This is a genomic window from Kitasatospora sp. Xyl93 (genome assembly GCF_055383135.1).
The window spans coordinates 8,657,123-8,671,035 of record NZ_AP029185.1 but is presented as its reverse complement, the minus strand read 5'-3'; the positions used below and the strand labels follow the sequence as shown (position 1 = coordinate 8,671,035).

At 74.2% G+C, this 13,913-nt stretch carries 11 protein-coding genes and 2 pseudogenes; 5 read left to right on the top strand and 8 right to left on the bottom strand.

What is annotated here, in order from left to right; all coding sequences use genetic code 11:
- Positions 1-37: 37 nt before the first annotated feature.
- From ACZ5GH_RS37725 to ACZ5GH_RS37705, 5 genes and pseudogenes are all read left to right on the top strand, one after another.
- The gene (locus ACZ5GH_RS37725) at positions 38-658 is read left to right on the top strand and encodes a TetR/AcrR family transcriptional regulator (RefSeq protein ID WP_387760664.1); all 621 of its coding nucleotides are present in this window, start codon (positions 38-40) and stop codon (positions 656-658) included.
- Positions 659-726: 68 nt separating this feature from the next.
- Positions 727-1,215 carry a transposase gene (locus ACZ5GH_RS37720; RefSeq protein WP_464336937.1) on the top strand — a complete coding sequence of 163 codons (489 nt, stop codon included), beginning with the start codon at positions 727-729 and terminating at the stop codon, positions 1,213-1,215.
- Positions 1,163-1,458: pseudogene (locus tag ACZ5GH_RS37715) on the top strand (transposase). Before ACZ5GH_RS37720 ends, ACZ5GH_RS37715 begins: the two are co-directional and overlap by 53 nt.
- Positions 1,459-1,506: 48 nt before the next feature.
- Positions 1,507-1,910: pseudogene (locus ACZ5GH_RS37710) on the top strand (Tn3 family transposase); the annotation flags it as partial.
- 107 nt (positions 1,911-2,017) lie between these two features.
- Positions 2,018-2,608: a TetR/AcrR family transcriptional regulator gene (locus ACZ5GH_RS37705; protein ID WP_464336660.1), complete on the top strand. Its 591-nt coding sequence runs from the start codon at positions 2,018-2,020 to the stop codon at positions 2,606-2,608.
- A 1,191-nt stretch (positions 2,609-3,799) separates the two neighbouring features.
- Here the strand turns inward: ACZ5GH_RS37705 and ACZ5GH_RS37700 are convergent.
- From ACZ5GH_RS37700 to ACZ5GH_RS37665, 8 genes are all read right to left on the bottom strand, one after another.
- Positions 3,800-4,348 (bottom strand): ester cyclase, encoded by a 549-nt coding sequence (locus tag ACZ5GH_RS37700; RefSeq protein WP_387760666.1) that lies wholly within the window; start codon positions 4,346-4,348, stop codon positions 3,800-3,802.
- A 77-nt stretch (positions 4,349-4,425) separates the two neighbouring features.
- Entirely contained in the window at positions 4,426-5,772 is a 1,347-nt protein-coding gene (locus tag ACZ5GH_RS37695; RefSeq protein WP_464336659.1) for a carotenoid oxygenase family protein, read from the bottom strand.
- Between the two features lie 50 nt (positions 5,773-5,822).
- Positions 5,823-6,263, bottom strand: coding sequence for an SRPBCC family protein (locus ACZ5GH_RS37690; RefSeq protein WP_387760668.1), 441 nt, complete (start codon positions 6,261-6,263; stop codon positions 5,823-5,825).
- A 203-nt stretch (positions 6,264-6,466) separates the two neighbouring features.
- Entirely contained in the window at positions 6,467-7,762 is a 1,296-nt protein-coding gene (locus tag ACZ5GH_RS37685; protein ID WP_464336658.1) for an MFS transporter, read from the bottom strand.
- A 105-nt stretch (positions 7,763-7,867) separates the two neighbouring features.
- Positions 7,868-8,323, bottom strand: a complete 456-nt coding sequence (locus ACZ5GH_RS37680; protein WP_387760670.1) for an SRPBCC family protein — start codon at positions 8,321-8,323, stop codon at positions 7,868-7,870.
- A 77-nt stretch (positions 8,324-8,400) separates the two neighbouring features.
- On the bottom strand, positions 8,401-11,109 hold the full coding sequence (locus ACZ5GH_RS37675; RefSeq protein ID WP_464336657.1) for an AAA family ATPase: 2,709 nt from the start codon (positions 11,107-11,109) through the stop codon (positions 8,401-8,403).
- Between the two features lie 634 nt (positions 11,110-11,743).
- Positions 11,744-12,076: a hypothetical protein gene (locus ACZ5GH_RS37670; RefSeq protein ID WP_464336656.1), complete on the bottom strand. Its 333-nt coding sequence runs from the start codon at positions 12,074-12,076 to the stop codon at positions 11,744-11,746.
- 685 nt (positions 12,077-12,761) lie between these two features.
- Positions 12,762-13,544, bottom strand: coding sequence for an ATP-binding protein (locus ACZ5GH_RS37665; protein ID WP_464336655.1), 783 nt, complete (start codon positions 13,542-13,544; stop codon positions 12,762-12,764).
- Positions 13,545-13,913: the final 369 nt, after the last annotated feature.

Below are 13,913 nucleotides of genomic sequence, written 5' to 3'. Positions count from 1 at the left end.
GACTCAAGAGTCCACTTCGGCTGCTAGGCTGACGCCGATGAACGAACGCACCCGCCCCTCCGGCGACCGCGCCGCCCGCAAACGCGCGGCGATCATCGGCGCCGCGCGCGCACAATTCCTCGAGCACGGCTTCGGTGCCGGCGTCGATCAGATCGCCGCTCAGGCGGGCGTGTCGAAGATGACGGTCTACAACCACTTCGGCAGCAAAGAGGACCTCTTCGCCGACGTGATCGGCGACGCGCTGGAGCAGGCGCTGGGCACCACCGCCGAGGAGATGAGCCGGCAACTGGAGGCGGACGACGACATCCGCGAGGTCCTGATCGCCACCGCCCGCGGCTGGGTGCAGGGCATCGCCCAGGACGACGTCCTGCGGCTGCGCACCCTGATCGCCGCGGAGACCCGCCGCTTCCCCAGCCTGGGACGCGCCTGGCGCGAACAGGGCCCGGAACGCTTCGCGGAGCCCCTTGGCACCGCGCTGCACGCCACACCGGATCTGGAGATCCCCGACCTGGAGGTCGCGATCATCCAGTTCTACGCCCTCGTGCTGTACCCGCACGTCGTCCACAGCACATACGGCGACCGCCTGTCACCGGACCTGACGGAGCGGCTGATCGAGCGGGGCGTGGACATGTTCCTGGCGTACTACCGGGCGAGCTAGAAGGCTGATGGAGATGTCGGGTTCTGGTCCCACTGCGTGAACGGTGGGACCAGACTCGTTTCGTGGCGATGGGGGAATGGGTCGGGGAGACGGTCGGGCCGGATGTGTGGGAGACCTGCCGGAAGCCGATCCCGGCGGGGAGTGTGTTCGCGTTCCTGGCCGAGCACCGGGGCCGACTGTTCCCGGCGGAGGTGTTCGCGGACATGTATCCGTCGGCGAACGGCCGACCGAGCGTGCCGCCACAGATCCCGGCCGCGGCGATCACCCTCCAGGCCCTGCACGGCCTGTCCGACTTCGAGACCGTTCAGGAACTGTGGTGCGACCTGCGGCGGAAGGCCGCCTGCGGTCTCGGCCTGAACGACACCGGGTTCGACCCGTCCCCGCTGTCCTACTTCCGTCGTCGGCTGGCCGGTCCTCGACGACTTCGGCGTCGACACCGCAACCGGCACGGCCGCCTGTCCGGCCGGCCACGCCGTCCCGCTCTCACCGGACCGCGGCCCCACGCTGCCCCGCACGGCGAACTTCGGCCGCCACTGCACCGGCTGCCCCTTGCGTGACCGCTGCACGACCTCGAAGACCGGCAGGAACCTGCGGATCCAACCCGGCTACGACCTGCAACGAACCGCCCGCCGGCAACCGCCGACCCGGCCTGGCACAAGGCCTACCGCCGCTGGCGGCCACCGGTCGAACGCGCCGTCGCCCGGCTCGTCGGCCACGGCAACCGCCGCCTGCGCTATCGAGGAACCATCAAGAACAACGGCCAGCCGGCCCGCTGCGCCTGGACCCAGATCTTGGTGTGATCCGGGCTGTCGCCGTCAGGCGCCAGCCCGGATCTGCCAGGTGGTGCCGACGACACCTACCGGCGGCAGATGAACCGGCAGCTCACCGTGCAGGAGTCCCGCCACAAGCTCGCTCGGGACATCTGCCACGGCAAGCGCGGGCAGATCATGCAGGCGTACAAGACGGGCAGGAGGACCAACTCGGCGCCCTCGGTCTCGTGCTGAATGCCGCCGTACTGTGAACGACCCGCTATCTCGACGCCGCAGTCGAGGAGTTGCGGACCCTGCCCGCCGAGGAGCGCGAGCACGACGTCCTGGACGAGGACGTCGCCCGCGTCGCCCCGCTCAAGCACGCCAACCTCAACATGCTCGGCCGCTACGGTTTCCGCTCCTCCACCCGGTCGACGGCGGCCTACCCGCTGCGCGACCCGGGGGCCGGTGGTCTCGACGAGGACGACGGCGCCGACGAATGACCCACGGTCCGCCGATCAGAAAGCATTGACGGAGTGAGTGCTCACTCCGTAGAGTTTTATGTATGGCAGAGAACTCTCCCGCTCCCTCCCGGCGCCGTGCGGCGCCCATGGAACCCGACCAGCGCCGCGCGATGATCGTCGCCGCGGCCCTTCCCCTCGTCATCGAGTACGGCGCCTCCGTGTCCACGGCGAAGATCGCGCGCGCCGCAGGCATTGGAGAGGGCACGATCTTCCGGGCCTTCGCCGATAAGGACGCCCTGCTCGCGGCCTGCATGGCCGAGGCGGTACGTCCCGACGACACCCTCGCCCACCTGGACTCGATCGCACTGGATCAACCGCTGGCGGCCCGGCTCACCGAGGCGGCCGAGGTGATGCGCGGCTACATGATGCGCATGGGCGCCGTTGCCGGTGCCCTCGCGTCGGCCGGGCGACTGGAACGCCCTGCACCCGCCGATCCCGCCAAGGACGGCCGCTCCCCGGATCGCGAAGCCGGCCTCGCAGCGCCCCGCGCGGCCCTGGCCGCCCTGTTCGCACCCGACCAGGACTCCCTGCGACTGGCCCCGGAACGGCTCGCGGACGCCTTCCAGCTCATGCTCATGTCTGCCGGCCGTCCCGGCGCCCCGGACCCGCTGACCACCGAAGAACTGGTGGACCTCTTCCTCAACGGCGCGCTCACCATCCCGGGGGAGGCCCGGTGACCACAATTGATGCGTACGACGCGCTCATGCCCCGGCGCCGGACGGCGATCACATTTGCCCTGCTGGGGTGAGCGACGGCGCCGGGACGACGGACGGGCAGCAGCCGGCCCCGCGGAGGCACCACGGCAACGGCCGGACCGGGACGACGGCGGGCGCCCGGCGGAGACGTACGGGCCGGACGAGGACCGCGAGCGGCAGCGCCTCCGGCCTCCGCCAGCCGGCCGAGACGCCCGCCGGCCGGGACGGCAGCCGGGTGGAGCGCAGCAGGTGGGCACCACCGGCCAGCGCAGCGGACAGCAGCCGCTGTCGATGGGTTCGTACGACAACCGGACCGCAGCCGCGGCCGGACGAAGCGGCCGACGGCCGAGCGTCGGGAGCGGAAAGCCGCGGCCAGACCGGGACGGGACGGCGAAGGCACAACGGCAACAGTCCGGACGAGGACGACGACGGGCAGGCGGCGAACGGCGGAGCAGCAGCGGTCCGGACGCACCGTCGTCCCGGCCGGCAACTACCGGGTGGCGGCCGCTGGAGCCCGGGCGGGACAGCGGGACGGGAACGAGCGAGCCGGACGGAGGCCCGGCAGCGGCAGCCAGAACAGCGGCCGGACGGCGGCCGCGAGCGGGGCACAGCCGAGCGCGCGTCGCACGCGCAGCCGTACGGGCGGACCTGGACGGCGGCACCGGGGCCGACGGCCTGGTCGATGAGGAGGGCGACGAGCAGACCCCGAGGACCGGGACAGCGGCGAGCGAGGAGGGCAGCGGGCCTTCGTCGAACGTCACCACCACGGCGCCGACGCCGAGGGGACCGGCACAGCCGGGAGGACAGCCGGACGGGACGGCGAGCAGCGGCGCCTTCGGCCTCCGCTGGCCGGGACGCAGCCGAACGGCAGCCGGGTGGAGCACAGCCCAGCGGGTGGGCACCACGCGTGCAGGGCGATGGACGGCGGCGACGCCGGCACCAGGACGGGCAGGCGGCAGCCGCGGCCGGTGACTACCGGGTGAAGCGCAGCGGCGGCGTGGTAGCCGTCAAGGAGTAACTTTCATCAGCTGTCTGCTCCTGGGCCCGGCTTTCCGTGAGCTGCCTCACATCCGCGGGGGTGGGTGCGGTGTGGGTGGTGTCAGCGTGCGGCGGCCCCGCCGCTCCGGCCGGCCGCGGTGGCCGGTCGGGGCGGCGGGGCCGCCGCACGGTGCCCTACAGCGCCTGGAGCTGGGTGAGGAGCTGGAGGGTGTCGGAGTTGAGCCAGTACTCGACGAACTTGCCGTTGTTGATGCGCAGGGTGTCGGTGCCGGTGAAGGTGACGGTCGTGCCGGGGCGGGCCTTGGCGCCGGGGAAGCCGCCGGCGTAGGTGCCGGTGGCGGTCCAGCGCAGGAAGGCGTGGCGGCCGGCGACCAGCGGGTCGACCTGGACGGAGAAGCGCAGGTCGGGGAAGGCGGCGCGGGTCTGGGCGATCCAGTTGACCAGGCCGTCGGCGCCGCGGATGCCGCTGCCGTCGCCGCCGTCCAGCATGGCGGCGTGCACGGTGAAGTCCGGCGAGATGATCGCGGGGGCCTGGGTGTAGTCGCCGTTCCACACGCGCAGCCAGGCGTCGAGCATGGCCTTCGGGTTCTTCGCCGCCGCCCGGTGGTCGTGGACGTCCGCAGCCGTGGACGGTGCGGCCTCGGCGGAGGAGGCGGTGGTGGAGGTGCTGAGGATGAGGGCGGCGGCGATCGCGGTGGTGACGGCGGCGGCGGGTGTGCGCATGGCAGTGCTCTTTCGGTGGGGAGGACCGGTGGTTCCCCGGGGGCGGCGGACGCTTCCGGGGGATCGCCCGGGTGGGGTCAGAGGGTGGTGTCGGGGATCCAGGAGCCGTGGATGCCGGCGGTGACGCGGCGCGGCAGGTGGACGGTGGCGATCGGGTCGAGGGCGGCGGCATCGAGGATGAGCAGCTGGGAGGCGTCCTGCTTCAGGTCGGAGACGACGGTGAGGAGGTAGCCGTCGTCCTCCCGGGTGCCGCCGGCCGCGGGGACGAACACCGCCTCGCTGGGCAGCCGCGCGTCGCCCGCCTGGTGGGTGCGGCGCTCGCCGGTGGTGCGGTCGTACTTGACGACGCCGTAGCCGCCGAGGCCGTGCTGGTCGGGGAAGGAGATGGCGTACTGGTAGCGGTTCTCCACGCCGACGAAGTCCTCGTTGAGGGTGGGGAACTCGATGGCGAGGTCGTCGACGACCCGCTCGTCGACGCGGGCACCGACGAGGTCGATGGTCCAGCGGCGGTTGAAGGAGCGGGTGTTGGGCTCGGTGCCGCGGCCGGGCGCGCCGACCCACCAGTTCCAGGAGAGCTGGAAACCCTTGCGGTCGACGGTGGGGCCCTCGAGCACGATGCGGCCCTGGGCGTCCTCGTAGGCGTTGGCGACGTGGAGCATGCTGCCGGGTTCGATCGGGAACCAGCGGATCGCGGCGGCGCCCTGCGGGCCGCGCGGCAGGACGCCGATCCGGGCGGGCTGCGTGTCCTGCCAGGAGTAGGGGATGCCGGAGTGCTCGGTGGGGTCGAACGTGACGGTGCCCTCGACGAAGACCACGTGGTGGCGGGTGATGGCGAAGTCGTGCTTCAACGAGGCTGTGGCGCCGGGGACTTCGGCGCTGTGGGTGATGTGCCCGTCCCGGTCGGCGACGTAGTAGGTGAGGTAGGGCGGGAAGGGTGAGGAGCCGAAGAAGTGCAGCTCGCCGGTGACCGGGTCGCTTTTGGGGTGCGCGGTCATCGCGCTGTGCAGCTTGCCGTCGAAGTCGAACGGGCCGACGGTGTCGAGGTCCCGGGTGAGTTCGAAGGGGAGGTTGGCCTCGCAGAGGGCGAGCAGGCGGCCGCCGTGTTCGATGACATGGGTGCCGGCGGTGGAGGCGGTCAGGTCGGGACCGTGCTCGGTCAGGTAGGGGGCGCCGTCGAGGGCGGGGGTGTGCACCCAGCGGTTGCGGTACCACTCGGCGCGGCCCTCGCGCAGGCGGATGCCGTGGACCATGCCGCTGCCCTTGAACCAGTGGGTGGGGGTGACGCCGGGCTTGGGGTTGTGGCTGTTGCGGACCAGCCGGCCGGTCAGCTCGGGCGGCAGGACGCCCTCCACGGTCAGCTCGGTGGCGGTGATCTCGTCGGCGACGGGGGTGTAGTGGCCGGTCAAGTAGGGCTTGGGGGTCATGGTGCGCTCCTCGGGGCTCTCGAAGGGAAGGGGGTTCGACTGGCGATGCGTCAGGCACGCAACTCGGCACGGTTCTTCAGGATGCTGAGCCAGCTCTCCAGCGAGCTGCGCAGAGCGGTGCCGAGTTCGTCGACGGCGGCCTCCACGGGCGCGCCGCTCCACGACTCCTCGGTGCGGACGAGCACCCTGTCGCCGGCCTGCTCGAAGGTCCACACGTGGACGCCGTCGATGCCGTGGGCCGGGCCGCCCCAGACGATCCGGGCGCCGGGCACCAGCTCGTGGATGGTGGAGGTGATCTCCATCCCGTGGGTGCGCCAGGTGAACGTGGCGCCCTCGGTGAGCGGGCCGTCCAGCCGTGCCTGGTCGATGTCGGTGTTCCACACCGGCCAGTCGCCGATGTCGGTGTGCAGGGCCCACACCCGCTCCAGCGGGGCGTCGATCTCGGTGGACAGGCGGACGACGACGGGTGCGGTCTCGTCGATGGTGAGCACGGTGATTCCTTTCGGTGGAGGGTGCGGAGGAACAGCGGAGAAGAAGGGTGTCGGTGGTCAGGGCCGGCCGGAGGCGGCGGGCTGCGGGGCGGGAGCGTGGGCCGGCCCGTCGGCGGGCGTGCGGCGCACCAGCAGGGCGGCGAGGGCGGCGGTGCCGGCCAGGATCGCGGCGCCGAGGGCGAAGGCGGTGCGGTACCCGGCCGTCAGCGCCTCCAGGGGAGGTTGGTGGCCGGCGGCGTGCGAGGTGACGGTGCCGGCAACGGTGGCCAGGACGGCGAGGCCGACGGCGCCGCCGACCTGACGGGTGGTGTTGACCAGGCCGCCCGCCAGTCCCGCGTCCGGGCCGGTGAGACCGCTGCCACGGACAGGCCGGTGAGTTGCACGAAGGCGACGCTCAGGCCGAGTCCGACCAGGGCGCTCGGGCCGAGGACGTCGGTGAAGAAGCTCCCGTGCGCGCCGATGCGGGACAGCCAGAGCATCCCGGTGGCCTCGGTCAGCAGCGCCGCGAGGAGCGCTGTCCGGCTGCCGACCCTGCGGACGAGAGCGGGGGCGAGAGACGCACCGAGCATGTTCGCCGCCGCCAGCGGGAGTTGTCCGAGGCCGGTGGTGAGCGGGTCCTCGCCGAGGACCTGCTGCTGGTAGAGCGGCAGGAAGAAGAACAACGCGATCCACACCGAGCCGAACAGCGCCGTCAGCAGGTTCCCCACTGCCACCTCGCGGGCGGCGAACAGTCGGGGCGGTACCAGCGGCACCGCGGCGGACCGTTCGATCCGCAGGAACGCCACCACCAGTACGGCGGCTGCGGCGAAGGCGGCGAGCACGGCGGGGTCGGTCCAGCCGGCGCGGCGAGCCGAGGCCACGCCCCAGACCAGGGCGGTCAGGGCGAGGGCGCTGACGGCCGTTCCGATCAGGTCGAAGCGGGCCCGTTCGGTCCGGGCCGCGGCGGGGACGCACGCCGCGGTCGCCGTCAGCACGGCGAAGCTCCCGATCGCCACCGCATGGAAGATCCACGGCCAGCCCCACGCCCGGGTCAGCACTCCGCCGAGCACCACCCCGGCCGCACCGCCCGCGCCGGACACCGCGCCCCAGACCGCGAGCGCCCGGCTGCGCGCCGGTCCGGGCGGGTGCAGGCCCAGGGCGAGGGCGAGAGCGGCCGGTGCGACGGCCGCCGCACCGGCTCCCTGGACGGCGCGCACCGCGATCAGGACGCCCGGCGAGGCCGCGAGCGCGGCCGCGGCGGAGGCGGAGCCGAAGACGCCCAGACCGGCGAGCAGGACGCGGCGGCGGCCCAGCAGGTCGGCGGCCCGCCCACCGGCCAGCAGCAGCGCGCCGAACGCCAGGCCGTAGGCGTTGACCACCCAGGTGGTGGCGGAGTCCGAGAGGCCGACGCCGGCGCGGATCTGCGGCAGTGCGACGTTCACGATGGAGGTGGCGAGCATGACGGTGAACTGGGCGGCGGCCAGCACCGCGAGGATGGCGCCGCGTGGCGGTCGGGGCACGGGGACTCCCGGGAAAGCGGTGGGAAAGAGGGGGAAGGGCAGTGGCGCGGGCGGCGTTCGGCGTGTGTGCCGAGGTGCCCGGGGGTGGCCCCGGGGCGCTCGGTGTCAGCGCGCGGCGCGCTCGGCGGCGGACTTCAGGTGCAGCAGCCACTGGGCGAGGGACCGGTCCAGGGCCCGGGTGATGGCGGCGGCGTCGGCCCGCACGGGCTCGCCGTCCCAGGACTCCTCGGTGACGGCGAACGTCGCCCTGGCCGAAGGCGTGAGCGTCCACTCGTGGACGGCGGTGATCCCCTGCGACAGGCCGCCCCAGCGGATCAGCCGGGGTGCGTCCACCGCGTACGCGGTGGAGGTGAGGTCCAGGCCGCCGGTGCGCCAGTGGAACACCGCGCCAGGGATCAGCGGGGTCAAGGCGCGGGCCTCAGCGATGTCCGGCTGCCAGGTGGGCCAGCCGGGCACGTACGTCAGCAGCTCCCAGACGGCGGTGGCCGGGGCCCTGATCGCCAGCTCACGGCGGGCGACGACCGGGGCGGCCCGGTCGACGCCCGAGGGCGTGTTCTTCATGCCCCCGAGTCTGGTCCGGCCGCCCCACGCCCTCATCGGTGGAAGTCGCCTAGGCGATCACCTAATCGGCGCCGCGGCTACCGGGCCTCGCGGCCGAGCACGTCGGCGAGCTGGCGACGCGAGGTGATGTCAAGCTTGCGGAACACGCTGCGCAGATGGGCGTCGATGGTGCGCGGGCTCAGGAACAGCCGATCGGCGACCTCCCGGGAGGTCGCACCGGTCGCCACCAGCCGCGCGATGTTGAGCTCCTGACCGGTCAACGACTGCACCGTGCCGAGCGCGACGGGCTTGGCCTGTTCACCGGCGGCGGCCAGCTCCACCCGGGCCCGCTCGGCGAAGCCTTCCGCGCCCATCGCGGCGAACAGGTGGTGAGCGGTGCGCAGCACTTCCCGGGCATCGGCGCGGCGGCCGTCGCGGCGCAGCCACGCGCCCTGGTGCAGCAGCGCCCGCCCGTGCCATAGCCGCAGGCCTGCGGCGTCCAGCCGGGCGACCGCCTCGACGTGGAGTTCCTCCGGCTCCGGTGACAGCAGGGCGGCGAGCGCGGCGCGCACGCCCAGCGCCCAGTCGGTGCCTGCGGCCGTGGTGTGTCGCGACAGCCGAGCGAACGCCTCCCGGGCGCTGTCCTCCTCGCCGCACCGGACAGCCGCCTCGACGAGCTCCGGCAGGGCGAGGCTGGACGTTCCCAGGTCGCCGTCCGTCAGGGCCAGTCGGGCCGAGGCCAGGGCCGCGCGGTGGTCGGCGGCCCCGTTGGCGTACAACGCCGCCGCCGCGTGGACGGTCGCCGTCAGCATGCCCTTGCGGCGGGCGTGCGACTCGGCCAGCACCCGCTCGAACAGTGGCCGAGCCTCGGTCGCCACGCCGCGCACCGCGGCCGCGAACAGCCTGCCGTACCAGTGCGGCGGAACGCCGGTCACCTCGGCTATGCCGTCGGCCTCGCTGTTCAGCGCCGCCGCCGCGGGCAGGTCACCGCGCTGCGCGGCGGCCATCGCCTGCATCCACAGCCCGACCGGGAGGACCATCAGCGCCCCGCCGGCCCGCGCCGCCTCCACGGCCCGGGTGGCGAGCCGTTCCTCCAGCGCGACGTCCCACAGCTCGATGGCCAGCAGCGCGGCGAGCGACAGCCGGCCCGTCCACAGCGGATCGGTGACCTGCGACAGCAGTTCGAGCAGCCTGGGCACCGCGGCCGACTCGCCGTCGAGGTAGGCGACCAGTGCGTCCAGCAGCTCGTCTGCGGTGGAGGGTTCGCCCACCGGGGCGGGTGCCCGGCGTGCCGCCTTGAGGGCGTCGCGCGCGGCGGGCGAGGACCGGCCGACGACCAGGCCGGCCTGCAGGGCGTCCAGCAGGTGGGTCCGCGCCCGCCCGGGATCGAGGGCGGCGGATCTGATGAGGTGGCCGACGGCGTCCGCCGCGCCGTCGCCGAAGAACGCCGCCCGGGCGCGCAGCAGTTCGGCCTCCACCCGGCCGGCGTCATCGATCGGGCCGCTCTGCGCCGCTTCGACCAGCGTCACCGCGCTCTCGAACGAGCCCGCCTCCAGCGCAGCCCGCGCCGCGGCCAGACTGCGGGCGGCGCGCAGCCGCGGCTCGGCCGTCAGGCTCGCGGCCTGCTCCAGGAACGCCGCCTCGGCTGCGGCCCCGCCCCGGCGCCTCGCCCGTTCCGCGCCGCGCAGCAGGTCGGTCGCCACCTCCTCGTCGGGGCGCGAGAGGGACTGCGCGCGGTGCCAGGACCGGCGGTCGGGGGCCGACAGCGGGTCGGTCACGTCGGCGAGCGCGCCGTGGACGCGGCGGCGCTCCGCCGGCGACGCCGCCGTGTACACCGCCGACCGCACCAGCGGGTGCCGGAACCTCGCCTGGCCGCCCAGCTCGATGAGTTCGCTCGCCTCGGCTTCTGGCCCGGCCTCGGGACCCACTCCCAGCATGTCCGCCGCCTGCCACAGCAGCCCCGGGTCCCCCAGTGGCTCGGCGGCCGCGAGCAGGAGCAACGTCCTCGTGTCACCGGAGAGCAGGGACACGCGCTGCTGGTAGCTCTGCTCGATCCGGTTGGCCGGGGAGACCGGCGTCGGCAACCCGAAGCCGCCGGCCAGTGCGGCGGGCCCCAGTCGGCGCGGCAACTCGAGTAGTGCCAACGGGTTGCCGCGCGCCTCCGCGAGGATCCGCTCCCGCACCTGCTCGTCCAACGGCCCCGGCAGGCTCGACGCCAGCAGCCGGCGCGCCGCCTGGTCCGGCAACCGGGGCACCGTCAACGCCGGCAGCTCGTCCAACTCCGCGACGACGTGCGGGTCCCGCACACCGAAGACGAACGCCACGGACTCCTCCGCCACCCGCCGGGCCACGAACGCCAGTACCTGCGCCGACGCCCGGTCCAACCACTGCGCGTCGTCCACGACGCAGACCACCGGCTGCTCGCCGGCGGCGTCCGACAGCAGCCCCCGCAGGGCGAGGCCGACGGCGAAACGGCTCGGCGCGTTGCCCTCCGCCAGCCCCAGTGCCACCGCCAGATCATCGCGCTGCGGGGCGGGCAGCCGCGCGGTCCGGTCATGCAGGGGGCGGGTCAACTGGTGCACCGCGGCGTACGCGAAGTCGGCTTCGAACTCCGCCCCGTTCACCCACAGCAGCCTCGCGCCCGACAGGCCGTCAGTGGCGTGCCGTAGCAACGTCGTCTTGCCGATGCCTGCCTCGCCGCGCACGACCACCGCCCCTCCCCGGCCGACCCGCGCACCGGCCAAGAGGTCGAGGAGAGCGGCAAGCTCAGCGGACGGTAGGTACTCGGAGACGATCACGGGAGACACCCCGCGATCATGCCACGGTGTCCGAACCCGGCGCTTTGCGCCCGCACCTGCGGGGTCGCCCCTGCTCGGTGCGGCACCGGGATCGCGTCCCCGCCCGCCGTTCGGCGGGCTCGTACGCGGCGGGTGGCGGTGTGGTCGTGGACGCGCTGCCACTCGGCGCGGACGGTGGCCGCGGTGGCGAAGGCGCTCTCCTGGCCGACGTCGGCGCTGCCGAAGGCTCGCCAAGACGGCGTGGCCGACTGCCCGACCGGGCGCCAGCCACCCCCGGCCCGACCGGCGCATACAGGGCTCTCATCCAGATTGCAGGAATCCCCACTACTTCTCACGTGATCCGTAAGTTCTCAACCAAGCACCCTGCGCCGCCCTGCAGGGGCGCCGATCCCACGCCCGCCCCGACTGTCCGTGCGGCGCCACCGGCGGGACAGGCGGGACAGGCAGGCCCGGTGCGGAGCGCAGCACGGGGCGGCGCGGGGCGGCCGGCGGCCGCGGCGGGCGCGGTCGCCCTCGGCGTGCTGCTCGCGGCCCGCCTGCCCAGGAGGCCCCCTGGCCCGCCCCCGCCGGACTGACCGGCACCGGACGTGGGACGGCCCGCCGGGTTCCGGAACCCGGCGGGCCGTCCCGGTGTTCAGGAGGACTACGGCAGAGCGATCGTCTCCCGCTTGAACGCCCCGATCACCTCGATCCCCCTGGTCCCCTTGATGCCGTCCAGCGGCAGGGACTCCGTGTACCGGGCGGTGGCGGGCAGGCCGATGCCGGTCAGTGAGCCGGTCACCTCGATGCCCCAGTACTCCGGTTGTCTGATGTAGACCAGCGGGACCAGGCGGACCGTCATGTTCTCCCAGGGCTTCTCCCCGCTGACGACCAGGATGAAGGTCTCCGGGACGATGCCCGGGACGACCTTCGCCTGGTCAAAGTCGATCAGGCGCACGGATTCCGGCGCCGGCCGTTCGATGAACTTCTCCACCATCGTGAGTCCCTCCACCACCGAGTGTCATCGGGCAGTCACTCTGCCGACGTAGAGTAACCAGGGTCGCCCACGAACGACGGCTCCAACACTCCCCGGGCCGTCTCCGTGACCCACGCGTCGGGCCCCAGGCGCATGGAGAAAACCGGACGGGACGGCGAGCAGCGGCGCCTTCGGCCTCCACCCGGAACAGCGGCCGGACGGCAACAAGCGGAACCGGACGGCAGCCGGGTCGAGCACAGCGGGTGGGCCGCCACCGGCCAGGATGCGAACGGCGGCGAGCTCGGCGCCGGGACGGCAGCCGGCCGGACGCGCGGCGGCCAGGACGAGCAGGACGGCCGGTCGGCCACGCGGGCCCGGACGGTGAAGGGGGGGATGTCCACCGTCCGGACCCGTGCTCTCGCCCGCCGGTCCTCTTCTGACCCCGATCCGTCCCCCCAAACCCTCCGGCACCGGAGCTGACGGGCGCCGGCGAGGGCCGGGCCCTCGTCCAGCTCCAGCACGGCGCCCAGGTGCGGCAGGTAGTAGGGCCCCGGGGTGTAGCCCCGGTACTCGGCCTCCCAGCGCCACACGTCGGTGCGGGTCGGACAGCTGCCGGACACGTCCGCCAGGCGCCGTGGGGGGGTGTTCGTGCCGGGCGGTGTGGAGCAGGCGCAGCGGCGCGCCCCGGTGGAGGCGCTCGGCGGGTTCAACGAGCGCGGCGGGCCGTGGGCACGATCGGGATCCGGCGGAGGGCGGTGCCCATGGCCGCGGCCCGCATGTAGTCGCTGCGGGCGGCGGCCTGGCGGGCCTGGGTCGCGATGGCGGGCGGGTCCAACGGAACGGGCAGGACGAGCTCGGCCCAGACGCCCTTGCCGGTGCCGGTCGGGACGCTCCCCCACTCTTCGGCCAGGGCCTGAACCATCAGCAGGCCGCGGCCGGTGACGGCCTGGTCGTCGCCGAGGCCGGCCACGATCCGGGGCAGGGCGGCGCCCTGGTCCTCGACCTCGAACCGCACCCGGTCACCAGCCGCGGCCAGGCGCAGCAGCGCGGTCAGCCGGGCCGGGCCCGCGTGGCCGGCGGCGTTGGCGAGCAGTTCGGAGGCGACGGCCACCAGGTCGTCCAGCACGGCGCCGTCCAGACCCCAGCCGGTGGCGACGGAGCGGACCACCTGGCGGGCGGGGCCGACGCAGGCGACGCGCTGGTGCGGGTCGGAGGCGGTCGCGGTCAGGGTCAGGCGGTACAGCGGCCCGTGCTGCGGCATCGGGGCTCCCGGGGGGTGGTGACGGCAGTTCGGGCGGGTGGGCCGCCGCCGGTCCGGGGGTGACCGGCGGCGGCCGGTGGCCGGGGCGCGGAACCGCCCCAGCGGCTCCGCGCCCAGGACCACTGGGCCGGCGGCGCCGCTGAGGACCGGCACGCGGCGGCGGGAGAGGAGGTGGGAGACGAGGGCGTTGTCGGGTTCGTCGTGCCGCGGAGCATCGGTTGTACGCATGACGTCTGCCTGTCCGTCCGTTCGTTCCGTGTGAGTCGCCCCGCAGGGGAGCACCGGGCTCCAGCCGGTGCAGGTCCGGTGGGGACCTGCCGGATCGCGCGCAGCGGCCGGGTGTCGGCTGCTGGTGCGTGGTGGAGCCCGGCGCTGGTGCGCAGCCGGGTTTCGGCGGCGGGTTCGGGGGTGGGTCCGGGGGTGGGGGTCCGGCGGGGAGGTGCGGGTCTGCGGCCCCGGGCCCGTGGGGTGTGGGCTGTGGTGGCCGCTGCGGCCGACCCGCCCCACGGGTCGGCCGCAGGCTGCCGCGTTCGCTACCCCACTTGGAGGCGGCAGTCCCGTGGCCGGCGCCGCCCCACAGCGGGGGCCGGCCACGGG